Annotated in this window: 26 protein-coding genes; 6 read left to right on the plus strand and 20 right to left on the minus strand. The window is 44.1% G+C overall.

The annotated features are described in order from the left end of the window. Positions 1–84 precede the first annotated feature (84 nt). Entirely contained in the window at positions 85–645 is a 561-nt protein-coding gene (locus MZO41_RS12925; RefSeq protein WP_003641140.1) for a TetR/AcrR family transcriptional regulator, read from the minus strand. 87 nt (positions 646–732) lie between these two features. Between MZO41_RS12925 and MZO41_RS12930 the strand changes: the two genes are divergently transcribed. After that, entirely contained in the window at positions 733–1,491 is a 759-nt protein-coding gene (locus tag MZO41_RS12930) for a sulfite exporter TauE/SafE family protein (RefSeq protein WP_223843891.1), read from the plus strand. 119 nt (positions 1,492–1,610) lie between these two features. Here MZO41_RS12930 and MZO41_RS12935 read toward each other — a convergent pair whose 3' ends face one another. The 3 genes from MZO41_RS12935 to MZO41_RS12945 all read right to left on the minus strand — a co-directional run bounded on the left by MZO41_RS12935 (position 1,611) and on the right by MZO41_RS12945 (position 4,220). Next, on the minus strand, positions 1,611–2,765 hold the full coding sequence (locus MZO41_RS12935; protein ID WP_003645778.1) for an MFS transporter: 1,155 nt from the start codon (positions 2,763–2,765) through the stop codon (positions 1,611–1,613). Beyond that, on the minus strand, positions 2,765–3,217 hold the full coding sequence (locus MZO41_RS12940) for a MarR family winged helix-turn-helix transcriptional regulator (RefSeq protein ID WP_003641137.1): 453 nt from the start codon (positions 3,215–3,217) through the stop codon (positions 2,765–2,767). The genes MZO41_RS12935 and MZO41_RS12940 overlap by 1 nt, the downstream gene beginning before the upstream one ends. Positions 3,218–3,341: 124 nt before the next feature. Beyond that, the gene (locus tag MZO41_RS12945) at positions 3,342–4,220 is read right to left on the minus strand and encodes a TSUP family transporter (RefSeq protein WP_003641136.1); all 879 of its coding nucleotides are present in this window, start codon (positions 4,218–4,220) and stop codon (positions 3,342–3,344) included. Positions 4,221–4,493: 273 nt separating this feature from the next. On the opposite strand from MZO41_RS12945, the gene MZO41_RS12950 reads away from it, so the two are divergent. After that, a complete protein-coding gene (locus tag MZO41_RS12950) occupies positions 4,494–4,934 on the plus strand; it encodes a MarR family winged helix-turn-helix transcriptional regulator (protein ID WP_003641135.1) in 441 nt (146 codons plus the stop codon). Positions 4,935–5,204: 270 nt separating this feature from the next. After that, the gene (locus MZO41_RS12955; protein ID WP_013355282.1) at positions 5,205–6,536 is read left to right on the plus strand and encodes an APC family permease; all 1,332 of its coding nucleotides are present in this window, start codon (positions 5,205–5,207) and stop codon (positions 6,534–6,536) included. A 134-nt stretch (positions 6,537–6,670) separates the two neighbouring features. Here the strand turns inward: MZO41_RS12955 and MZO41_RS12960 are convergent, their stop codons facing one another. The 8 genes from MZO41_RS12960 to MZO41_RS12995 all read right to left on the minus strand — a co-directional run bounded on the left by MZO41_RS12960 (position 6,671) and on the right by MZO41_RS12995 (position 13,447). Further along, positions 6,671–7,429, minus strand: coding sequence for a ChbG/HpnK family deacetylase (locus MZO41_RS12960; RefSeq protein WP_013355281.1), 759 nt, complete (start codon positions 7,427–7,429; stop codon positions 6,671–6,673). Positions 7,430–7,435: 6 nt separating this feature from the next. Continuing rightward, the gene (locus MZO41_RS12965) at positions 7,436–8,887 is read right to left on the minus strand and encodes a PTS transporter subunit EIIC (RefSeq protein ID WP_013355280.1); all 1,452 of its coding nucleotides are present in this window, start codon (positions 8,885–8,887) and stop codon (positions 7,436–7,438) included. A gap of 27 nt (positions 8,888–8,914) precedes the next feature. Beyond that, entirely contained in the window at positions 8,915–9,757 is an 843-nt protein-coding gene (locus MZO41_RS12970; RefSeq protein WP_003641130.1) for a PRD domain-containing protein, read from the minus strand. Between the two features lie 25 nt (positions 9,758–9,782). After that, positions 9,783–10,274, minus strand: coding sequence for a PTS sugar transporter subunit IIA (locus MZO41_RS12975; protein ID WP_011101189.1), 492 nt, complete (start codon positions 10,272–10,274; stop codon positions 9,783–9,785). Positions 10,275–10,538: 264 nt separating this feature from the next. Further along, positions 10,539–11,192 (minus strand): amino acid ABC transporter permease, encoded by a 654-nt coding sequence (locus MZO41_RS12980; RefSeq protein ID WP_003641128.1) that lies wholly within the window; start codon positions 11,190–11,192, stop codon positions 10,539–10,541. Positions 11,193–11,208: 16 nt separating this feature from the next. Then, positions 11,209–11,850: an amino acid ABC transporter permease gene (locus MZO41_RS12985; protein ID WP_003644017.1), complete on the minus strand. Its 642-nt coding sequence runs from the start codon at positions 11,848–11,850 to the stop codon at positions 11,209–11,211. After that, a complete protein-coding gene (locus MZO41_RS12990; RefSeq protein ID WP_003641126.1) occupies positions 11,850–12,686 on the minus strand; it encodes a transporter substrate-binding domain-containing protein in 837 nt (278 codons plus the stop codon). The genes MZO41_RS12985 and MZO41_RS12990 overlap by 1 nt, the downstream gene beginning before the upstream one ends. A 20-nt stretch (positions 12,687–12,706) precedes the next feature. Next, positions 12,707–13,447 (minus strand): amino acid ABC transporter ATP-binding protein, encoded by a 741-nt coding sequence (locus tag MZO41_RS12995; protein ID WP_003641125.1) that lies wholly within the window; start codon positions 13,445–13,447, stop codon positions 12,707–12,709. A gap of 532 nt (positions 13,448–13,979) precedes the next feature. Here MZO41_RS12995 and MZO41_RS13000 point away from each other — a divergent pair. Next, the gene (locus MZO41_RS13000; RefSeq protein ID WP_013355279.1) at positions 13,980–14,231 is read left to right on the plus strand and encodes a hypothetical protein; all 252 of its coding nucleotides are present in this window, start codon (positions 13,980–13,982) and stop codon (positions 14,229–14,231) included. A gap of 233 nt (positions 14,232–14,464) precedes the next feature. Here the strand turns inward: MZO41_RS13000 and MZO41_RS13005 are convergent, their stop codons facing one another. Beyond that, positions 14,465–15,457, minus strand: coding sequence for a D-2-hydroxyacid dehydrogenase (locus MZO41_RS13005; protein WP_013355278.1), 993 nt, complete (start codon positions 15,455–15,457; stop codon positions 14,465–14,467). A gap of 2 nt (positions 15,458–15,459) precedes the next feature. Further along, complete coding sequence (locus tag MZO41_RS13010; RefSeq protein WP_003645786.1) at positions 15,460–16,650, minus strand: aminotransferase class I/II-fold pyridoxal phosphate-dependent enzyme; 1,191 nt, start codon at positions 16,648–16,650, stop codon at positions 15,460–15,462. Positions 16,651–17,055: 405 nt separating this feature from the next. On the opposite strand from MZO41_RS13010, the gene MZO41_RS13015 reads away from it, so the two are divergent. Then, entirely contained in the window at positions 17,056–17,682 is a 627-nt protein-coding gene (locus tag MZO41_RS13015; RefSeq protein ID WP_003641119.1) for an HAD family hydrolase, read from the plus strand. A gap of 239 nt (positions 17,683–17,921) precedes the next feature. On the opposite strand, the gene MZO41_RS13020 is transcribed toward MZO41_RS13015, so the two are convergent. From MZO41_RS13020 to MZO41_RS13035, 4 genes are all read right to left on the minus strand, one after another. Beyond that, complete coding sequence (locus MZO41_RS13020) at positions 17,922–18,740, minus strand: DUF6681 family protein (protein ID WP_003641118.1); 819 nt, start codon at positions 18,738–18,740, stop codon at positions 17,922–17,924. A 3-nt stretch (positions 18,741–18,743) separates the two neighbouring features. Then, positions 18,744–19,253 (minus strand): hypothetical protein, encoded by a 510-nt coding sequence (locus MZO41_RS13025; protein WP_003641117.1) that lies wholly within the window; start codon positions 19,251–19,253, stop codon positions 18,744–18,746. Between the two features lie 141 nt (positions 19,254–19,394). Further along, positions 19,395–19,838, minus strand: coding sequence for a Fur family transcriptional regulator (locus MZO41_RS13030; RefSeq protein WP_003641116.1), 444 nt, complete (start codon positions 19,836–19,838; stop codon positions 19,395–19,397). Positions 19,839–19,948: 110 nt separating this feature from the next. Continuing rightward, positions 19,949–20,530, minus strand: a complete 582-nt coding sequence (locus MZO41_RS13035; protein ID WP_021355849.1) for a guanylate kinase — start codon at positions 20,528–20,530, stop codon at positions 19,949–19,951. Between the two features lie 150 nt (positions 20,531–20,680). On the opposite strand from MZO41_RS13035, the gene MZO41_RS13040 reads away from it, so the two are divergent. Further along, positions 20,681–20,830 (plus strand): hypothetical protein, encoded by a 150-nt coding sequence (locus MZO41_RS13040; RefSeq protein ID WP_003641114.1) that lies wholly within the window; start codon positions 20,681–20,683, stop codon positions 20,828–20,830. Positions 20,831–20,906: 76 nt separating this feature from the next. On the opposite strand, the gene MZO41_RS13045 is transcribed toward MZO41_RS13040, so the two are convergent. Further along, positions 20,907–21,326 carry a bis(5'-nucleosyl)-tetraphosphatase gene (locus MZO41_RS13045; protein ID WP_003644009.1) on the minus strand — a complete coding sequence of 140 codons (420 nt, stop codon included), beginning with the start codon at positions 21,324–21,326 and terminating at the stop codon, positions 20,907–20,909. 53 nt (positions 21,327–21,379) lie between these two features. Further along, the gene (locus MZO41_RS13050) at positions 21,380–22,198 is read right to left on the minus strand and encodes a PfkB family carbohydrate kinase (RefSeq protein WP_013355275.1); all 819 of its coding nucleotides are present in this window, start codon (positions 22,196–22,198) and stop codon (positions 21,380–21,382) included. Positions 22,199–22,218: the final 20 nt, after the last annotated feature.

Genomic DNA, 22,218 nt, shown 5'->3' on the forward strand with positions numbered 1-22,218 from the left:
GATTAACCGCCTAGAACCATCTTTTTTGATTTAACAATCAACCCACTCTGTTAATCGCCAAACCACTAGTGCCAATAGTGAACATCATTCAGTCACCATTAACGCGTGCAATTGCGCCAATAGTTCGGACTGCGACCGTCCTCGCCATTGACGTTGAAAAGCATAACTAGTCCCCTTCAGCATGGCAATTAACATATCAGCTTGAAACTCACATGCCGGTTTCGAAAGCGTTGGCTTTAAATCACGAACCAGTTGCGTTAATAGGTCACATAATTGTTGATAAAGTTCGCTCTGATAAAATTGACGGCGACCAGGTTCACCGGCCTCGACATTCATTAATAACGCCATGTTGTGCTCACGAATCGCTAAATATTCCCCAATAACATGATCAAAACGTGCTGCTGCACCTACCGAGGTCGTGGTCAAGTAGACTTGATTGGTTTTAATAAAAGTTGCGACTCGGTCCGTTACCAATGCCAAACATAGTGTACTTTTATGGGCATAGTGACGATACAACGTTCCGGGACCGATACCAGCGGCCGTCGCAATATCTTTCATACTAACGGTTTCGATTGAACGCGCGGCAAAGAGTTGTCGCGCAGCAGTCAAAATTTTCTGTTGGTTAATTTGTGCATCCTTTCGCATTCGACACACCCTCCTATTTACTTAAGTTCACCATACACTTTTACGCATCACTTGACAAACGGAGTGTACTCCGTTTAAGGTATAATTATACAATTTAAGGGGGAATTCACTACGTTTGTCTTTTTATCCGGATTACTAATCGGCATCTTCGTTAGTCTGATTGGTGGAGGAGGTGCTGCCCTATACCTAGGTGTCTTAACCAGTCAAGTAGGCCTTGCAACCGCGGTAGCCGTACCAACCTCCCTAATCGTCGCCTTACCAGCCTTATTCTTTGGTTTTCTAACACAGTTGAAAATCAAAAATGTCAATTTCAAGATTGGCAATCAAATGATTATTGCGGCCGTTCCCGGTATCATCGTCGGGACATTCAGCGCACAATTTATTCCCCAACAACTGTATAACTGGATTGTCGGGACAATTTTTTTGATTATGGGTGCGATGGTACTAATCAAGTATGTTCACCATTCTAAACAAACTACAGCCGGTCACCAACCTTGGCAAGCTGCCTTCTTTGGCCTTTTAAGTGGATTGATGGTCGGCATTGGCGGCTTAAGCGGTGGTGCGACCACGGCTGCCGGGTTAGCAATTCTTGGGTTAACGGCCGTTGAAGCCGCTGGTACTGCCACCTATGTGTTAACTGTTATGTCCACAATCAGTTTAATCGGTCATCTCTTTACTAGTACTTTTGCTTGGCAATCAGGATTGGTCCTCATGATTGGCGCAATTATCGGCGCAATCATTACACCACTCGTGATTCGCCATTTAAATTTAGATAAGGTCAACCGCGTATTAACGCCATTTCTTGGTCTTATTATTATTTATTTTGGCATCAAAATGTTTATATAAAGGCAGATAAAAAGTCACTTCAGACAGTCGTAAACTTGAAGTGACTTTTTGATATCCCCTACTGAAAAAATTCATAATCATGTGTATACCAAGAACAACCTTCTCCAGCATGTTGGTGGCTAAGCTAACTGCCGACGACTGACTAGGTAAACAACGATAATCAATGGCAGCGTCACCATCATCACGGGATAAAACCACGCCATTGGTAATTGACTGCTAATCAGCCCGCCAATGATGGGGCCAAGTGACATTCCGAGATCAACACCAATATAAAATGTACTATTGGCTAGCCCATGATCAGCTTTCGGCACGAGCATCAATGCTTTAGCTTGGCAAATTGAAAACATCAAACCGTATCCGGCGGCCAGTCCTGCTGCACCCAGCAGTAGCATCGCCCAATTGTTCATGTCAGTTAAGCCAATCAATCCTAATAGATTAAAAATTAAGCATAACCAGATGAACCGTTTAAATGGCACCCGGTCGAACCAATCGCGGAGAATAATTCGCAATACTAATAAAATACCCGCGTACACCGGGAAAAATACCCCCGCTGCCACATGAAAATGCCGTGCAGCGACGTAGCTGACAATATAGGTTTGGGTGGCAAAATATGGTAATGAAAATAAAAGCAAAATCAAGGCCACGGGGATTACTCGTGGTTGTACGATGCGAATATGGTGCTTAGTCGTAGCCGTTTGAGGCGTCACAATTGGTTCACCATGATCACCGACGAATTGAATCATGATGATGAGCAGTAAACTACAGCCCGCTGCTAACCAAAAAACACTCTGGTAACTGTAATGTTGATACAAGAAGACACTGATTGCCGGCCCGCACGCCATTCCAAGCGCATTCGCTAGCCCATAAATGCCCATTCCAGAGCCAATTCGATCGGGTGGCAATAAACTAGCCATCCAGGTTGCCATGCAAACTGAACACAAGGTATATCCCAACCCATTCAAAATTCGCAATAACATGATTAACGTCACGTTGGTTGTCAAACTATAACCTAAACTAGCTAGTAGCAACAAACAGCCCCCCACGAAGGTCAAACGGTACTTAGAGACCCGGTCGGTTAAATTCCCAGCAAGTGGCCGGAGCACTAGCGATGTCAAATTCGTTAACCCGGCAATCGTACCGGCAAGCACACTACTAGCGCCAATACCGTGCGCAAATCCTGCAATCACGGGATTGATTAACATTGGACTCATTAAAAAGAAGAAACTAGCCATTAACACTAACTTTACATCCGGCGTATATAAACGCGTCTTCATCAATTCTCATCACTTTCTAAATTCTGATTAACTTGCCGTAACAAATCTAAAAATACCTGTTGTTGTTCGGCATCCAAATGGGCAAACATTTGCGCACTCGTCTGCCAGCCATGTTGACGGAGCTGCTCGCGTTTAGCACGCCCACTCGGGGTCACTACCACTTGCTTGGCACGCGCATCCGTTGGACTGACCACTAATTGGACATATCCGCGCGTCTGCAAGCGTTGCACGATCATCCTGGCCGTCTGATGGGTGATTTCCTGGTACGTCTTAAACGCGGTTACCGTGCGACCTGGCTGATCCGTAAAAAAGGTCAGTGCATCCGCTTGCTCAGTCGTTAACCCCACCGTCCGCAAATGTTGGTTGCGACGCCGCTTGATTTGACGAGCTAAAATCAGAACTTGCCGCGCCACCATTTCATCATGATTCATCTTAATCACCTGCCCTTTCATTTATACAGTCAGCTGTATAAATTGTCAACCAGCGACCGCTATTTTTTCTAGCAGCCTGAAAATCATTTTAAACAACGACAAAAAAGTGGCTAGGCTTGGTTAGCCTAACCACTCATACCGTTGACTATAACACATTTTTCCGGCGTTGCGCGGCACGCCATAACGAAAAGGCCGTCCAACAGCTCACTAAGACGATCAACCAACTCAGGGCTGTTAAGGACAGTGACTTAACTAAGGTCGCTGCCACCACCACGCCAATAATACCGCCTAAAATAATGCCGAATAAGCCGCGATAATCGACGCGGTCATGGCGAATAAAATTCACTGCCGAAATCGGCATCAACAATGCGCACGACAGCATCATAATTGGGAAGGCGGCAATCGGGGTCAATCCCAGAAAATACACCATTACCATACACGGTGCGTACAGTCCGACTCCGGCTGACATCAGTAACCCTAGGATAAAGTTGCCACCAATGCCGACCAATAATTTCCAACCGGATAGCCCCGTCGCCTGATTAGCAACTCCCAGCAAACTGATCCAACCTAATAACTTCGCTGCCATCAGTAAAGCAGTGATGACTAACGCACCGGCCATGATTAACTGAATCCACCGCTGATTAAGCTTCGTCATGACTTCACTACCCAGTAATGCGCCGAGCGTTGCTGCTAAAACTAAACTAATCAGTGTCACTGGCTCGACCGCAACTGCTGTAACAAAGAAAAACGCCTCAAACGCGGTCGGAATCGCATGCATCGTGTTCAAAGTTCCAGGTAGCTTACGTTCATCCTTTAAATAATGGCTCGCTTGAAAAATTGCCGTGGACACGACGAAACTTCCGATACCAAGTGTGTCAAGAAAATCCGTCACGGCCCCGATAACCATGCCGAAACCAAAACTGTGGTCAAAAAATGGCGCTGCTTGCCGTCTGGCACCGGCTAACAGCAACCCAAATAAGCCGATGCTGAGCAGCATCAACAACACCACAATTGCAATTACCATCAATCTAACCCCACTCTCTTACCTACTCGTAGCATTATACTGTATTTTTAGGAAGGAACCAAAAATTATTACCATGACGTCACTGCAAGTGGTACCCACAATCATCAGTTTGCATACTGAACGTGACCACCAGACCATAAGATCCCACCGGCACTAGGGCAACTAGGCCCACAGATTGTCAGAATGTGCTATAATCCAATCAATCGATTGTGCACAATCATTATTAGAACGTCTCCGCACTTAATACTCATCGCATGAAAGGCGGTAATTATCATGAAGACAACCACAATTCGCCCCCTTGAAGACCACGTCTGTTTTTCAACCTACACAACAGTCCATGCCATTCAACGCCTCTACCAACCAACTTTGACAGCACACCGACTCACTTATCCACAATACTTGGTTCTAGTCGCACTCTATGCGACACCGCCGCGCGCTGTCACGGTCAAAACGTTGAGCACCCAGCTAAATTTAAGTACGGGAACGCTGACGCCCGTGCTACAGCGAATGACCCAAGCTGGTTTAATTACACGCCATCGGAATCCCCAAGATGAACGGAGCATCTTGCTCACTCTGACACCTCAAGGAACCGCAACACGACTTGCTTTAAATGATTTGCCGGATTTATTGACTGCTAAGGGTGGTCTCAATCAATCCGAGTGGGCACAACTAACTCAATTAATGACTAAGTTAATGACTAACCTGACCCGTTAAATAACCCTGCTAATATTAGGAAGATAAATAAATTAATTTAAAGCCACCACGCCGCCCAATCCTATTTTGTCGAAACTCGAATCACCAACCGAATAACACTGATCATTTCGAATCTTGTCGAACTTTATTATTAAAATATCGTTATTAGTTCGGATTTTGGGTGAAAAACCGGCCACAACCAACGATATTTGATTGTCATCACCATTAATCTCTGGTATGCTAAGTGCAATCATTTAGAATTTGGTTGTTTCAAGGGAGGATTTCAGGTTAATGCAGGAAACAAAGCAAGCAACGACCCTGAACCGTTCACTCGGTTTTTGGTCAGCACTTTCACTCGTCGTTGGTACGGTTATTGGGTCAGGAATCTTCTTCAAGCAATCATCAGTCCTTGATAGTGCGGGCTCACCGAGCGCTGCGTTACTCGCCTGGTTACTAGGTGGACTGATTACGTTGACCGCGGGCTTAACAATCGCCGAGGTCGGTGCCCAAATGCCGCATACGGGCGGACTCTATGTCTACATGGAACAAATCTATGGTAAATTGTGGGGCTTTCTCTCTGGTTGGATGCAAATCGCCGTCTACGGTCCCGCTATCATCGCTTCAATTAGCGCTTACCTTGGTATATTACTAGTTGGTTTCTTCAACCTGCAGGCGGGTTGGCAGGCGCCACTCTCGATTGGCGTCATCGTCCTGATTGGAATCCTCAACATGTTCGAAAACCGTTGGGGCGCCGCATTTCAAATTGCGACCACGTTGGGCAAATTATTACCGATTGCGGCTATTATTATTTTTGGACTCTTCTATGGTAATCAGAATGCGCTGGGACAGTCTTTACATACAATTACCCAATCAACGGGTAGTTTCGGGGTTGCCGTCCTCGCAACACTTTTTGCCTATGATGGCTGGATCTTAGTCGCTAACTTGGGTGGCGAAATCAAGAACCCGCAGAAGTTATTACCACAAGCCATTATTTTAGGGATTTCAATGGCCTTGATTGCGTATACCTTAGTCAGCTATGGGATTCTCCACTTCGTACCCGCGGCAACGATCCACAAACTCGGGCAACAAACGACGCTGTACTTTGCCCAAGCGGCGTTTGGCACAATTGGCGGGCGCCTACTGAACATTGGGATTATCATCTCGATGGTGGGCTGTTTAAACGGCAAGATTATGACCTTCCCCCGCATCGTGTACGCCATGGCTGCTCAGAATCAGCTGCCATTCGCTAAAAAACTCAGTTACTTGCACAAAAAATCACACGAGCCGATCGCCGCAACCATTGCCATTCTCGTTTATGCTAGTATTATGATCCTGTTCTTCAATCCAGATCGCTTATCGGACCTCTGTATCTTCACGGTCTACTGCTTCTACGTGACAACCTTCGTTGGTGTCTTTATTTTAAGAAAACGACGTCCAGCTTCTGAGCGACCATTCTCGACACCTGGATTTCCGATCACACCACTGATTGCGATTCTTGGCGCGCTGTTCGTGATTATCAGTGAAATTGGCTCAGACTTATCGGGTGTACTGATTTCCTTGGTTATCGTGGCCGTTGGGTTCCCAATCTATTATTGGAAGCAGCAGCAAAATCAAAATGCTTAATTTAAATTCTTGATAACTTGTAAAAGAGCGTTGTTACTGAAGATATTTTCAGTAGCAACGCTCTTTTTATGCTTTTCAACGCGCATTGAAATAAGTGATTTAATTTGCTTACCGATTACCTTAACGCTTAGTAACTAAACCTCACTATATTTGATTAATTTGATCTGCTGTCGTTCTAACCATTCCTGCATTTGAGGATCTGTTAACATTGCGACTTCTTGCGTCCGGGGAACTGTCAGGCTTGAATGTTGTAATAAGTAGTCATCCAAATAGCCAGGATGACAAACCATCATAGCATAGCCGTCATTATATTGGGCTAGTGCCGCACGTTTCAACGTTTCATAAGGGTTATAGTTTTTGCCCATACTTTCCATAAAAACATGTAATACCTTTCCCTTAAATAGCACACTCGGACTATCTGGGCCTGCTGCAAAGCGTAAAAGATTTAAGTGATGACGTTCACCCACAATTTCCAATCCCTTAACAAAGTTATCACTAACTACCGCATGACCCTCAAAATAATCAGGCTGGCGACCAACTAACGCTACAAATTTTTGATATTGCGCTTCGATTTCCAAAACAACTTCATTAAGATCGACAAAATCATGAATAGCCGCCCGATAATCCGAGGAATGACGAAAGGTACCATCTGGATTAGTGATGCTCGGAATCAATTTTGGATTTGTTAATGGCCGGCCAGCAGATATAACAGTATGAAAACCTAAGCAAACCCCTGCATCTTTAATCATGGCTAATCCTGACATCGTCGTTGGCATATTGACCATAACACCCACATTATTAATTAACCCGTTGTGAACTGTTCGTGCAATCCCAACATTAACTGCATCGGAATAACCTAAATCATCAGCTCGAACGATTACTTTTCTTTCCATTAGCTTTTAAGCCTCCACTAGTTTAAATTCTTTAGTCCCCTGTTTGTTTGTATTGGCTTCAACACCAATCGCATAAGTTGCAATAGCAGCTGCTACAAACGCAATCACGCCACTAACCACACCGTTAATCACATTAGATGTTTGCCCGCCAACATACGCAGTTAAAGATAAAAAGTTTGCAACAGGTACCATGACATAAGCTGTAACTGTTGTCAGGCCAGCATATAAGCCACCGCAAAATCCACCAATCATCATGCCAATAAACGGTCGTTTATAACGAATTGCTAGTCCATATAATCCTGGTTCAGTCACACCTCCGATAATACTAGCGATTAAATAACCCCAAGCAAGGGTCTTTTGATCTTGGTCCTTAATTCGTAAGGCCGCACCCAAACACATGCCCGCGACCGACATACTAGCGGCAACTGCGCCAAGTGTGACAAAGTTTTCATGACCCGATTGCGCAAAAATCATCATCATCGTCGTAAGCATTAAGAGATGCATCCCGGTCATAACCAAGATTTCCCATAAGGCACCAACCACTCCAACCGCGATAATCGTTGGCAAGCCACCTAATTTTCCAAAAGCCAATATTCCTGTACAAATGTAATTGCCGATAAAGTTTCCTGCTGGGCCTAAAATACATAACGAAATCGGCAACATGATTGCAATCGTCAACGTTGGGATAACAATCGTACTAATCGACTCTGGTACATAACGCTTAAAGAACCGTTCAATATACGACATTACCCAAACCGACAAAATAATTGGAATGACCGTACTTGAATAATTAACTAATGGCATTGCGGTACCGAAGATATTAAATGCCTTGCCAGCAGTCACAATTTTAATTAAATTAGGATCAATCAAAATTGCACCTAAAAACATTGAAATAATCCGTGACGTATTAAATTGCTTAGCAGCTGTATATCCTAAGATGATTGGAAAAAAGTAGAATCCAGCATCACCAACCAACGTAAATAACTGATACAACGATGTTTTAGTACCAAGAACATTGAACATGCTTGGTCCTAAAATGGCCGCAAACATTTTAAACATTGATGCAGCAATCAACATCGGAATCAATGGTGTTAAACATCCAGCCAATTTATTTAGAATCATATTTCCCGCAGACTTAAACGTTAACTTTTCTTTAGGTCGATTATCTAAATCTTCATTAATTGGCGCGTTTCTAGTTAAATTACCCACCGTAAGTAACGCATCATAAACTTTGCTAACTGCTTGTCCAATAATGATTTGATACTGGCCACCAGCGCGATTGACACCAATCACACCTGGAATATTCTGTACCTCACCATCATTAGGAATACTTTCATCCTTCAAATTAAAACGTAATCGGGTCATACAATGTGTCACCGAAGAAATATTCGCACTACCACCAACTGCTTCCAGTACACCATTCGCCACTTTTTCATACTGTTTATCCTTATTTTTCATGTCGCATACACCTCCATTAATTAACGGTTACGCTTGAGTATTCATTTTATTAACGATCCTTTTAACATATATCATTAGGTAGAAAAGTTCATCATCATTACTATTAGTATCAAGTTGACTATCAACGTAGTCTGCAATTCGCTTTGCTACCAAGTAAATTTCAGGCTCATCATGCCTCATCGTATTGAATAATTTAGAATTATCATTTTCAGAAATTTGCTCATGTTTCTTCATCCGTTTAATGTAATACCGTAAATGCATGACAAACCGGTTGTATGTGAATTCGGTTTGATTGATTCTAAGCTCATATTCTTGTTCAATAATTTTTGTGATGATTTTTATCATTTCATCGTCGCTATTTACACTTGAATTGGTCGCTAAATCATTAGTCTGAGAATTGACAAAATGCATGGCAATTGCTGTGACCTCGGAAACTGGTAATTGAATATTTAGCCGTCGATTAATTAACCTGACGGCGTAATACCCAACATCCGTTTCTTGTGGGTATAATTGCTCCACATCATATGAAAATGGTAACTGGGCGCTTTTATAATGGGTTAGTCGCGTTATTGCAAAGTTAATATGATCAGCTAAGCTAAAAATCATATTTGGATTCAAAATTCTTGGAATTAGTGCCTGCGCTCGCTCAACAATTGCCGCACTCAAATCAAAGATTTCAGTGGGTATTTCTTTTAGTAATTGATAGTATTGATAGTTTAATTTATAAAATGTCATCGTCACTTTAGTCATATCAGTAAGCTCATACGGGACTTTTTGAAATCCTAATCCCTTACCAAAGGCGACCAATTCTTCACCATGTTGATCAAGACAAACGACCACGTTGTTATTAATTTTCTTCACCACCCGCATTTTAATTCGCACTCCTTTACATAGTTTATGCTTGCTTTAAAACTGGTGTGCCGGCTGCTAATTGTTGATGAAGCTTACTGCCAAGTGGCACTTCGCCCGTATAACCTTCTGTAAAGACAACTATGGTGGTCATATCTAATCCCGCGGTCGCCATCGTTTGGCGATCGAGCGTCACTAATAGGGTCCCTGCTTTAACTTCTTGATTTAATTTGACGTGTGCCGTAAAGCCTCTACCATTTAAGCCAACTGTATCTAGGCCAATGTGAACCAATACAGACACGCCCCTAGTCTCATCCATGATGCCAATAGCGTGTTTACTTTCAGGTAATGCAACGATTTTCCCACTAATCGGTGCCACAACTTGATTAGTGTCCTCACTCGGCCTAATAGCAAATCCATCACCCATCATTTTCTTTGCAAACACTTCATCCATAACGGCCGTGATCGGTATACAAATACCTTCAATCGGTGTAACCACCTCGAAGACATCAACTTTCTTTCTTTTAATTCCAAACATCACTGAACCTCCTTCAATACAAAAAAACTCCTTGAGGCACCCACTTCACCCGTATATTTCAACAAGTAAAAGGTAATGCCTCAAAGAGTATGAGTTACAATCCTTAATTTCAGTTTTATAGAAAACGTTTTCAGTAACTATATTATCACGCCTTCTATTTTTTGCAAGACATTTAAATATTTTTTATAAAAAAGGCCAAACAAAGCATTATTGCTTGTTTGGTCTTTTCATTAAGGAATTTCAGCCATCATCCCACCAGTTTAATTACGCTAACTTCTTATCCAACACACGTGACAGAATTGACAAGGCGTAACAAATAATGAAGTACATGACTGCGATCATTAAGAACATCGGTAAAATATACGCTGAGTTCTGACCATAAATAATTTGCGCATGGTTTAATAATTCAGGTAAGACAATAATGGTTGCCAGCGATGTATCCTTAATCAGTGAGATAAATTGACTCACAATCGTTGGGATCGTCTTCTTGATTGCTTGTGGAAAGACAATGTGCCATAACGCTTGTACATAGCTCATCCCGTTAGCCCGGGCGCCTTCCATCTGACCGTAATCAACCGCCAAAATCCCTGAACGAATGATTTCGGCTAACATGGCCGATTCAAAAATCGTCATAGCGAGGATGGCTGCGAAAATGATACCAGGCTTGAATCCCAAGTGTGGCAAGCCAAAGTAAGTAAAGAAGATAATTAAGATCAATGGCAAGTTTCGAATAATGTCAACAACAAACCCAACCACTGCCGATAAATATTTAATCTTGACGTACCGAAGCACCCCTAGGACTGAACCGATAATAAAACTGGCAATGATGGAAACGACGGACACTTCCACCGTTACCCAGAGTCCTTCGAGCAAGAACCGGATATTTATCCACGAATACGCTTGAATAAAGTTTTGCATGAATCGTCGCCCCCTTCTAGTTTGCTAATTTTTTCTCTAAGTGCCGCATGTAATAACTCAGTGGCAACGTAATGATTAAGTAAAAGACCCCTACAACCACGTAGCTATTGATCGTATCAAGCGATAGTGACGCAATTGAATTTGCTTGATACATCAAGTCGAACCCAGCCACGAAAGCTAGGACAGAAGAGTTCTTCACCAGATTAATAAACTGGTTGCCCAACGGTGGAATGATGATTTTAAATGCCTGTGGTAAGACAATTTTACTCATTGCCTGCCAGTACGTCATCCCATTAGCACGGGCGCCTTCCATTTGTCCAGGATCAACAGATTGAATTCCGGCCCGAACCGTTTCCGCAATGAATGACGAGGTATAGATTGTTAGCCCAATTGTCCCCGCGGTAAAGCCATCAATCTTGGCAACATACATTGGAATGATCACGTAGAAGAACATCGCAATAACTAACAATGGAATGTTCCGGAAAATTTCAATATAAACTCGACCAATGATGCGCATCGTACGACTTGGCAAAACTTCAAAGATAGCAAACATTGTTCCGATGATCGTACTGAATACCAAAGCAATCACACTGGATAACAACGTATATCCGAGTCCTTGAATCAGCTCTGACCAATAGTGCGTTAGAATGTATCCCATTAGCGTGACGCCTCCTTATAGTCGAAGCCGGCCACGTTACCAAACCACTTCTTCAAGATGCGGTTGTACGTCCCGTCCGCTTCAATTTCTTTGAGCGCTTTATTCAGAGCCTTTTTTAACGGTTCCTGACCCTTATTAACAGCGATCCCGTATGGTTCTTTCGTGAAGGTACCCCCAACCACTTCGTACCCTGGGTTTTGCGACGCCATCCCGTAAAGAATCCCGTTATCAGTAGTCAACGCGACCCCTTGACCAGATTTCAACGCCGTCATTGCCTGAGCATAGTCGGATAATTCCAACACCTTAGCCTTAGGCGCTGCTTTCTTAATGTTCTCAACGGAGTTTGCACCGGTCACACCAAGGACCTTGGTGCCCGACTTATTCAAATCCTTAACTGATTTAATGGCACTGCCCTTTTTAACCAACAGTGATTGCCCCGCATCAAAGTATGAATTCGTAAAATCAACCTGTTTTTCACGTTCCGGCGTGATAGTCATCGTGGCGATAATGGCATCAATGTTCCCATTCTTCAACAATGGAATCCGCGTTTGACTCGTTACTTGGACAAACTTGGCGGTAGCATTCTTACCGAGCACCCGCTTTGTTAATGCCGTCGCAATGTCGGCGTCAAACCCCTTGATTTGATTATCTTTAACGTCCATCAACCCAAATAATTTCGTATCAGCTTTAACACCCCACGTAATCGTCTTACTAGCTTTATCATTGGTCAAAACATCCTGTTTTGCTAATGATTGCCGTGAACCGCAAGCGGTTAAGACCACCACTAGCATGGCAAGCATGCCGAGTGCGCCAATTAGTCGTTTCAGCTTCTTCATTCGTGGTCCTCCCCTACAAATTAGTGTGTAATAATTTTACTCAAGAATTGACGGGCCCGTTCATTAGACGGCTGACCATCAAAGAACTTTTCTTTAGCATCATCTTCTAAGATTTCCCCATCAGCCATGAAAATAACCCGATCGGCCACTTCACGAGCAAAGCCCATTTCGTGGGTCACAACTAACATGGTCATACTGGAGTCTTCGGCAACACTCTTCATCACGTTCAACACATCATCGATCATTTCGGGATCTAGTGCTGAGGTGGGTTCATCAAACAAGAGACACTTCGGCTTCATAGCTAAAGAACGTGCAATCGCGATTCGTTGTGATTGCCCACCAGATAATTGGCTCGGTAAGCTATTGGCCTTGTCAGCCAGACCGACACTATCTAATAAGTCCATCGCTAATTTTTTATTCTCATCTTCCGGCCGTTTCAAGACTAACCGGGGAGCAATCATGATATTTTCAAGCACCGTCTTGTTAGCGTACAAATTAAAGTGTTGGAACACCATCCCAACGTTTTTGCGAATTTTATTCATATCCGTTTTGCGGTCGGCTAAATCAAACCCATTGACTAACAATTGACCTGACTGGACACGTTCCAAACCGTTAACGGTTCGAATCAAGGTACTCTTACCTGAGCCAGATGGTCCGATCAAAACAACTTTTTCACCTTCATTAATCGTTAAATTAATATTTTTGAGGGCGTGAAAATCACCATAATACTTTTCGACGTCGTGAAATTCGATCATTGACATTGCAGTCACCTTCGCTTTCTCTATCAGCCTGTTGACTGACGGTCTAGAATTATTGCATTAATAATTAGAGTTAAGAAATCCTTATTCTTCGTTAATGCTATTTAAATAGTTTAATACATAATTAGTAATTTTGTCAAAAAGTAGCTAAATATTGTTCGATATCCATAAAATAGTGAGAAACAGCTACACTGTTTTCAGTTAAAATAGCTGAATAACAGCTCCAATATTGAACATTATTCGTGAAAAGCCAATAATAATTCGCTTTTCTTTTTGGAACTGCCACGGCCGAATAATTTTTAGACAATGATTTCAATAAAATTTATATTATTCTAACAACTAAACTTAACCCGCTTTTAATCATACCACTACTGAAAGCCACCGAAGCGTCCGGCGCATAATTTTCACAATTAGTGGTTTTAACTAACTGAACTTTAAAAATTGTTAACGCTTCCGCAATCATTTCTTTAATAATCACTGCTAACCTAGAACTATTAAGAAATTAATCATCTGCATTGTAACGGGAGACGATAATATGTTACTTGACCAAGCAGCTAACATGACTAACATTATAGCAGCCCAGATTATCAAAGTCTTTTATCCCTTTGTGATTGTCAAGACTGAGACGGGGGCCTACTTAAAATTGAATTTATCCACCAATGAACAACGCGATCCACTCTTCTGGGATGAGCTCCGTAGCATTCTGCAAGCTAAACTGTGGGTGCCAATCGGTAAGCACTATCACCAGTTATTAGATAATGGCTGGTTAGCCAAATCTATTAGCTAGTTAGTCACGACCAGTCAGCCGACTCAAGAGACAAATAAGCCCTCCAAGCAATATGCTTGGAAGGCTTATTTCATTGCCAGTACACCTGAAGCCCAGTCGCGGACGCACCACCAAATTAGTCCCGCTATAAGCTAGTTATCGAACAGCGAGTCGCCGAACAAGTTAACCGGTGGGGCACTTTGACCAGCCACCGTCTCCTACAGCCATACTGGTAGTAGCGGCTGACGCCATCATTAAAAGGCGTGGGCCGTCGTTTCACCATTTAGAATTGCTAAGACGTCATCCAGGCTAATATCGACCATGTTTTTGACCGCTAAATTCGTATAGAAACCCACGTGTGGCGTGATAATGACGTTGGGCATCTGCATTAATTGTGCCACGTTGGTATCTTGAAGCACCTCACCCTGATGATTTTGGTTAAATAACGCATTTTCACCCTCAACCGTATCGAGTGCACAACCGGCGATTTCACCGGCCTTTAGCGCTGCCACAAGATCATCGGTGACAATCACTGGTCCGCGTGAGGCGTTGATAAGGTAGGCATCCGTCTTCATTAACTTCAAGGCTGCCGCATCGATCAACCCCGCAGAGGTCTCATTCAAATCCACGTGTAAATCAACGACATCCGCCTGCCGCAATAGGTCTTCCTTAGTGTCAACGTAGGTTAAAACGTCTTCGAGTTCAGGATGGCGTACCACGTCATAGGCAATCACCTTGGCACCTAACCCGTGGAAAAGTCGAGCGGCCGTGCCACCAATACGACCCGCACCAATAATACCAACGGTTAATGATCGAATTTCTCGTGCTTGCAGTCCCGCCCACTGAAAATTCTGTTGGCTGATTCGTTGATCAAACATTTCCAAGTTGCGAATCAAGCGCATGGTTTGTGCCACCGACATCTCAGCAACTGAATTAGGCGAATAGGCTGGGACGTTCGTGACCACAAGACCAGCCGCCTTGGCTGCCGGAATATCGATTGTATCCACACCAGCCGTACGACTCGTTAGTTGTTTTAACCCGGCCGCAGCTAATGATTGGTATAAGCTAGCATCACCACCAATTGGACTGCGTTGCTGAATGACCAAGCCGTCATAACCCTTGACCAGGTCGGCAGTTTCTGGATGGAATTCCAGATCATTCGTATCTACTTGAATTTGATGAGCCGCAGCCCACGCTTGAATCGCATCCTGTTCATCATCGCGAACACTATACATTAAAATTTTCATCTTTAAGCCCCCTGCTTCTTGCTGGCAACGTACGTCCTGAGCCGCGTGACCGCCGTCTTAAGATCGGCCATTGAAGCGGCATAACTAATTCGAACATAGCCTTCACCACCCGGGCCGAATGAGCTACCTGGAATCAGAGCGACACGTGCTTCATGGGCTAGTTCACGGCAAAAAGCCATACTATTTTGTGGCAACCCGGCTGGAATCTTACTGAAGAGATAGAAGGCCCCTTCTGGCTTAGCTGATTGGAACCCAAGGTCATTAAGTGCATCATACAAATAATCGCGCCGTTCTTGGTACTCACGTTTCATTACTTGGGCATCATCTAACCCATTTTTCAATGCTTCCGTCGCAGCTGCTTGAGCATTGGTCGTCGTTGAAGTCACTGTGAATTGGTGAATCTTACCCAGTTGTGCTGTGATAGCTTTCGGCGCACACATGATGCCGATTCGCCAGCCCGTCATCGCGTGCGACTTTGAGACGCCGTTAAGCAAAATAGTTTGTGTTGGTAAGTAATTTGCAATCGATTCATGAGGCTCACCATACGTCAATTCGCTATAAATTTCATCAGACAAAACAAAAATTGGTTGATCAGCTAACACTGCGGCCAGGGCTTTCAGATCATCATGCCGGTAAGTCACACCGGTTGGATTTGAAGGAAAGTTAAGGACCACCGCTTTCGTCTTGGGGTGGGCTGCTAACGTCGTTTGTAACTGGTCAGGCGATAACACGAAGCCATTGTCCGAGGTATCCATGAAGACTGGTGTTGCCCCAGATAATTTAACGATTGCGATGTACAATGGAAAAATTGGGGTTGGAATCAGGACCTCATCCCCAGGATTAAGGATTGAAGTCAACGCTGTATAAATGCCCCCGGTCGCACCAGCTGTGATAATCACTTCGCTAGCAGGATCATAATGGACATCATACTTAGCGGCCAAGAATTCAGCGGCAGCCGTCCGCAAGGCCAACGTTCCGTTCGAGGGTGCATAGTGGCTTTCATCCGCTTCAATGCTTTCGATTGCAGCTTGTTTCACGTGCTCAGGTGTATTAAAATCCGGTTCACCGAGGGTCAAACGCACGATACCCGGAATATTTGCGATTTCAGCGTTGAACGCCAAAATATCAGACGGCTGAATCGCCGCAATTTCATGATTCATATGGTTAACAAGTGTTTCTGAATTAATTGACATAAAGATTCCTCCCAAGTTTGGCTGATCTTGTTGGTGGAAGCGGACTGGACTAGGGTCAAAAAAGCGCACCCCTCGAAATTCCAAAGGGTGCGCCACCACGCAGAAACAAACTTATTAGCCACCCTTGGAATTTTCAAACATCCATGGGCGCCGTCAAATCACAAAATACTCTTGGCAACCGCATCGATGCAAACATCGGATTCGTGTTTGCACCTCTGCAGCCGGCACAAACACTAGCGAAAATACCAAAAGTAAAAGCTAGTTCTAGATTTTAATGAATTTAACGGTAATGACATATCATTAGCTCCTCATCAATTGTTAATCTAACTATAATGGTTGTCCTAACCACTGTCAAGGACGAATTTGCTATACTGGAGTTAAATCTACTTTGGAAGGAACGATTATATGACTTACCAAGCATTAATGTTTGATATTGACGGCACGCTGACTAATAGCCAACCAGCTTACACGACGGTTATGCGTGAGGTACTTGCTACTTATGGCAAACCATTTAGTCCTGCCCAAGCGCAGAAGACTTTTCCCATGGCCGCTGAACAAGCAATGACTGAATTGGGGATTGCAGCCAGTGAGTTTGACCACTTTCAGGCCCAATACGAAGATGTCATGGCCAGCCATTATGATCAGATTGAACTTTATCCAGGCATTACCAGCCTCTTTGAACAGTTGCCGTCTGAACTAAGACTTGGAATCGTGACTTCCCAACGACGAAACGAATTAGAAAGTGGGATGCGCTCGTATCCATTCATGATGCGGATGGCTGTCACAATCAGTGCGGACGATACGCCTAAGCGCAAACCAGATCCCCTCCCCCTACTCACAGCCCTCGAAAAAGTCAACGTTGCGCCACAAAACGCACTCTTCATCGGGGATTCCGTCAGTGACGAACAAACTGCCCAGGCCGCTAACGTTGATTTTGGACTGGCAGTCTGGGGAATGGACCCTAACGCCGACCATCAAAAAGTGGCCCACCGCTTCCAAAAACCATTAGACATTTTAGCGCTTTTTAAATAGCCATACCGACAAAACAACCGTTTCGAGCCACTGCTCAAAACGGTTGTTTTGTGTTTAGATTCAATTTGGCTACCGAAACGTGCTTCCAAAGGCAGTTTGCTCCGCTTAACTCCAGCTTGCCGAAACGTGCTAAAAGACACAGTCAGTTCCGCTTAACCCTGTTAGGCTGATAATCCAAGCCCAGGATTATCAGCCTAACAACGTTAATGCTCGCTGACTACCCGTGTCTTTTAGCACTCTTAATCTTCTCTTCCCTCATACGCAACCTGCGCGGTTACCTGGTAATCGCCCGGTTGCTCGATAGCCGACGTTCGGCCCGCAATCTTGCTCATACCACCTGTGATTACCGTGGAGGCCAAGTACAACTTATAATCCTCATGCGCATCATGAACATCGGTCAAGCCGACCTTAGTAATATGCCCAACCGGGGATTGGTCCATCTGATTGATTCCAGCGTAAATAACTAGCCGGTGATTCTCCAACTTTAACTGCGAAAAAGGAATTTGAATGCCTTGCCCAATCGCATAAACGGGTTCACCCGTTGCCTGCGCCTGCTGAATGATGGCATCATCAGTTAAGCCACCGTAATCTAATCGGACAATGTTCGCCGCTTGTAGTTGATCAACAATTTGATGCACATTCTCCTGTTCAGCACGTGAAGTCTTCACCGTGGCGGGCAACAATTCCTGCCCATCAAAAATACCGTTCGCAGGAATGTATGGTTGTTGCTGACTTTGTTGTGCTTGTTTTTCAGCTGCTAACGCTTCTTTAGGCTTACCACCCAACAATTTTTCAATACGTGGTGATAAGTCATACTTCGCAGTTTTATTAGTAAAATAATAAATGACGTTTAACGTAATGAAATAAATCAGCGCCAAGAAAACGAGCATATATAAGATGCCCCGTAACCACGCGCCATTCTGCATCAAGCGAATTGCCACATAACCGAGGTATAAATTACCCGCAATTCCAATGCCGATATAGATTTGGTTCTTAATCTTCACATTGACATTAACGTAACCCAAGGCGTGGTTGATCATATCTAAAATACTAAACATTCGTTATTCGCCCCCGTCGCTAGTAGTGGTATCCGTTGTCGACTGTGACGTTGTCGTTGTCGAGCTTGACGCGGTCGTACTTGATGACTCAGCAGCAGAGCTTTCATCATCGTCACTCGTATCAGTCGTTGAACTATTGTTATCAGTCGTACTACTATTAGTGGCACTAGAACTCGTATCATCAGCTGAACTTGATGAACTACTGGTCTTATTAGCACTGCTGCTGTCCGTATCATTCTCGTCAGTACTACTACTGGAACTACTATTCTGTTCATCATTAGATGTATCTGAACTGGATTTGTCTTTGGATTTATTCTCATCGCTACTATCATCAGCCGCTTTCTTTTTCAGACTTGCGGAACTAGCTGATGAACTTTTGACCACACTGCTAGTGGCCTTGGCGCCATTGACAGTATGGGTTGTCTTATTAACGACCACGTTAGTTGCCCCCAGTGCAAGGACAATTGAAACAATTGCAAATGGTGAAATAAATGGTGGTGTTCGATAAGCCATCGATGTCATTCCCTTCTGAGGCTTTGCCGTTATTCTTTCTAATCTATAATTAAACCATGCTCGTGTTCGGAATGCACTAATTCTATCACAAATTAAGAAACTCTTTACTCAAACAAGGCCAACAAAAAAGCCGACTCCCCGTCAGCTATTAATTGCCTGCTTTTTCGTGCAATTGGCACATAGACCGTAAATCTCGATGCGGTGACCCGTAATCGTACAACCCGGTAATTGTGCTTCATACTCGTCTAACGGACACGCTTGCAGTTCCGTCACCTTACCACAGTTTGAACAAACAAAATGGTGATGGTGTTGATGCTTGAAATCACATTGATATTTAACCAGGGTTTGATTAGCCTGGGCCTTCAATTCCAATAATCCTAACGTTTCAAACTCTTTAATATTGCGATAAATGGTATTGTGACTCATTCCTGCAAATAAGGTCCGCATGTGCTCATCAACGGCCGAAATTGCCACATAGTGGTCCTGATAGGTCACCAGATAATCTAATAATGCCTGCCGTTGCTTCGTAATTTTAAACTGATTGCGACGTAAAATTGCGACGGCTTGTTCAATTGGTGTTTCCATAATGTTGCTGCCTCCTACTGACCAGGACTTCACTAAATCATAATCATTACTATTTAGTTTAGCATACTCAAGTGTAAAAGTGAATTACGTTGACCGTCTATACGTCAGCGCTAATCTTTCGTCACAACATCATGCTGACAATATTCAGTGACCAGCTCATCTAGTTGGCGCCGCGTCGCCTGCCAATCATCATTCACGATAACATGTGCATGCCCCACTAATCCTACTGGCAAAGCCTGGTCCCGCAAATACTCATCACTAGCAACTCGCTTTTTTATCCGGCTAGGAAGATCTCCTCGCTTGGTCAAACGCTGAATTAGCGCCTCTTGATCAGCAACCTCGAGATAAATCACCACCGCTTGTTCGCCCAACTCCCGCGCATAGGTAATAGCCCCCGCCGTATCTAAGACGATACTAATCAGTGGTGACCGTTCCCAGGCTGCCGCTAGTCCTTCTCGTGAAGAACCGTATTGATTACCACTATAGGTCACGTGTTCTAAATAATGTTTCGTGGCAAAACTCGCCGGAGTTTCAAAATAATAGTCGCGCCCACTGACTTCACCTTCCCGGGGAGCCCGGGTCGTATGAGTAATCACCTGAGGAATTTGGTATTGTGACCGCAAGTAATGACTGACAGTGGTCTTACCACTCCCCGTTGGTCCCGTGATCACAAAGATCCGTTTCGTTGTCAAAGTTGATAAACCTCCATTTTTTAATCCATGTAAAGCTTTTCATTTGCGTTAGCTCGGTAAACCGAGTATAGTAACGTACCTATAAGGTTCAAATAGATGATTCACGCATCTCGTAGCAAACCAACAATTTTCAGAAGGGAGTTTTGTCATATGCAATTTCAAAAAACAAATAGCTGGTTCAGCATTGTCTTAGATACGCAACGCCAAATGTTTGTCGCAACTGACAAACTTCATCCAGAATTGTTCGCTGAAGGCGTAACAATCGAAGATGCAGTTGCAAACTTACAAACCCAGGCCTAAGCCAATCTAAAAATATTGTTTAAAAATTACTGGTACCGTTTATGCGACGGCACCAGTAATTTTTTTACAGTCAGTATTATTGTAGATGCTGCTCAATGTAGGTGTTAGCCTGATCTAACATTTGCTTTAAATTATCGTAAGTCAATCGTTCGCGGGCAGCAGCATAATCAAACCAGCCAATTGCACTGATTTCAGCTTGCTGCCGCGTCACTACGACACCACTTGGGACTTCACTGACAAACAGTGTGACTTGCTTCAAATTACCATTCGGTAAGTCATATTCGGTATACGCCTTAAAATTGGTATCGAGTGTCGCTTCAATTTGAGTTTCCTCACGGATTTCACGTCGCGCCGCCTCAGCTAACGTTTCATTGCCTTCAACGTGCCCCTTCGGAAAGCCCCAAAAATCACTGGTCGCACTCTGTAATAATAAATAAGCGGGATGACCATCTTTTTGTTGATAGACGACCGCACCACTAGCTACTTCTGTACTCATGAAGTCGCACCTTCCTAATTATGAATTATGCTCTAGTATAACATGTTCCATCATCAATTGAGGGCTAAAATTGCCTGAAGCAAGTCCCCCAGTGCAACCCCTTGCCGGTCATCCGTTCGATTTTGTGCAATCGTTTCTGCTACCGCCATATTCAACCACTGATTAGCGCGCGCCAGCGTTGGTGCTAACGCGTAACCCCGGCCCAACAGTCCCGCGATTACAGCAGCTAAAGTATCACCGGTACCATTATAATGCCCCGGCAAACGTCGCGCACCACAGTATTGCACGTGCCCAGCTTCATCCAACCAGGCACAGCCAATCTGATCAGCACGTTGGACATCCGTAATGACTGCGTGGGCGCCAGTTTTCAACTGTGCTTGCAGTGCTGGCAAAATAACTTCTAAATCTGGCGTCACTTGATAGGGCGCTCCCGTTAGCAATGCGGCCTCCGTCGTGTTTGGCAAAATCACATCCGCCTGTTGAATAAGCTGACGCATTGCCGCGACATAGTCCTGATCAAAGCCCTGATAGAGTTGACCGAGATCGCCGAGTACTGGGTCAACAACTAATAGCGACAGCGTTTGTTGTTCTAAGTAAGTAGTTATTTGTTGGCACAGTGCGACCGAACCAACGTAGCCGATCAGGGCTTGATCAAAATGCAGTTGTGCACGGGTCCAATGCGCAAAGACCTGCGGCAGCCACGTCGATAAGTCGACAACGGCTGGTGTCCCGTACCCGCTAGTATGTGTCGATAATAAGCTTGTCGGCAGTGCTGCCACGTCATACTGCATCGCCGTTAATACGGGCAACGCTGAACTAAGTGAGATTCCACCGACTGCGGATAAATCTTCCGCCACTAACATTGTTGACAATCTTGCTACCCCCTCTTATC

Origin of the sequence: Lactiplantibacillus sp. C232 (genome assembly GCF_023806725.1) — a bacterium.
Lineage (GTDB): Bacteria > Bacillota > Bacilli > Lactobacillales > Lactobacillaceae > Lactiplantibacillus > Lactiplantibacillus plantarum.

Coding starts and splice junctions, on each gene's coding strand:
- MZO41_RS12950 (WP_003641135.1), top strand. CDS start 4,494: ATGAAGACAACCACAATTCGCCCCCTTGAAGACCACGTCTGTTTTTCA.
- MZO41_RS12990 (WP_003641126.1), bottom strand. CDS start 12,686: ATGAAGAAGCTGAAACGACTAATTGGCGCACTCGGCATGCTTGCCATG.
- MZO41_RS13000 (WP_013355279.1), top strand. CDS start 13,980: ATGTTACTTGACCAAGCAGCTAACATGACTAACATTATAGCAGCCCAG.
- MZO41_RS13005 (WP_013355278.1), bottom strand. CDS start 15,457: ATGAAAATTTTAATGTATAGTGTTCGCGATGATGAACAGGATGCGATT.
- MZO41_RS12935 (WP_003645778.1), bottom strand. CDS start 2,765: ATGAAGACGCGTTTATATACGCCGGATGTAAAGTTAGTGTTAATGGCT.
- MZO41_RS13045 (WP_003644009.1), bottom strand. CDS start 21,326: ATGAGTACAGAAGTAGCTAGTGGTGCGGTCGTCTATCAACAAAAAGAT.
- MZO41_RS13025 (WP_003641117.1), bottom strand. CDS start 19,253: ATGGCTTATCGAACACCACCATTTATTTCACCATTTGCAATTGTTTCA.
- MZO41_RS13040 (WP_003641114.1), top strand. CDS start 20,681: ATGCAATTTCAAAAAACAAATAGCTGGTTCAGCATTGTCTTAGATACG.
- MZO41_RS13020 (WP_003641118.1), bottom strand. CDS start 18,740: ATGTTTAGTATTTTAGATATGATCAACCACGCCTTGGGTTACGTTAAT.
- MZO41_RS13030 (WP_003641116.1), bottom strand. CDS start 19,838: ATGGAAACACCAATTGAACAAGCCGTCGCAATTTTACGTCGCAATCAG.
- MZO41_RS12945 (WP_003641136.1), bottom strand. CDS start 4,220: ATGGTAATTGCAATTGTGGTGTTGTTGATGCTGCTCAGCATCGGCTTA.
- MZO41_RS12940 (WP_003641137.1), bottom strand. CDS start 3,217: ATGAAAGGGCAGGTGATTAAGATGAATCATGATGAAATGGTGGCGCGG.
- MZO41_RS12995 (WP_003641125.1), bottom strand. CDS start 13,447: ATGTCAATGATCGAATTTCACGACGTCGAAAAGTATTATGGTGATTTT.
- MZO41_RS12925 (WP_003641140.1), bottom strand. CDS start 645: ATGCGAAAGGATGCACAAATTAACCAACAGAAAATTTTGACTGCTGCG.
- MZO41_RS12970 (WP_003641130.1), bottom strand. CDS start 9,757: ATGCGGGTGGTGAAGAAAATTAATAACAACGTGGTCGTTTGTCTTGAT.
- MZO41_RS12980 (WP_003641128.1), bottom strand. CDS start 11,192: ATGCAAAACTTTATTCAAGCGTATTCGTGGATAAATATCCGGTTCTTG.
- MZO41_RS12965 (WP_013355280.1), bottom strand. CDS start 8,887: ATGAAAAATAAGGATAAACAGTATGAAAAAGTGGCGAATGGTGTACTG.
- MZO41_RS12985 (WP_003644017.1), bottom strand. CDS start 11,850: ATGGGATACATTCTAACGCACTATTGGTCAGAGCTGATTCAAGGACTC.
- MZO41_RS13015 (WP_003641119.1), top strand. CDS start 17,056: ATGACTTACCAAGCATTAATGTTTGATATTGACGGCACGCTGACTAAT.
- MZO41_RS12960 (WP_013355281.1), bottom strand. CDS start 7,429: ATGGAAAGAAAAGTAATCGTTCGAGCTGATGATTTAGGTTATTCCGAT.
- MZO41_RS12955 (WP_013355282.1), top strand. CDS start 5,205: ATGCAGGAAACAAAGCAAGCAACGACCCTGAACCGTTCACTCGGTTTT.
- MZO41_RS13010 (WP_003645786.1), bottom strand. CDS start 16,650: ATGTCAATTAATTCAGAAACACTTGTTAACCATATGAATCATGAAATT.
- MZO41_RS12975 (WP_011101189.1), bottom strand. CDS start 10,274: ATGTTTGGAATTAAAAGAAAGAAAGTTGATGTCTTCGAGGTGGTTACA.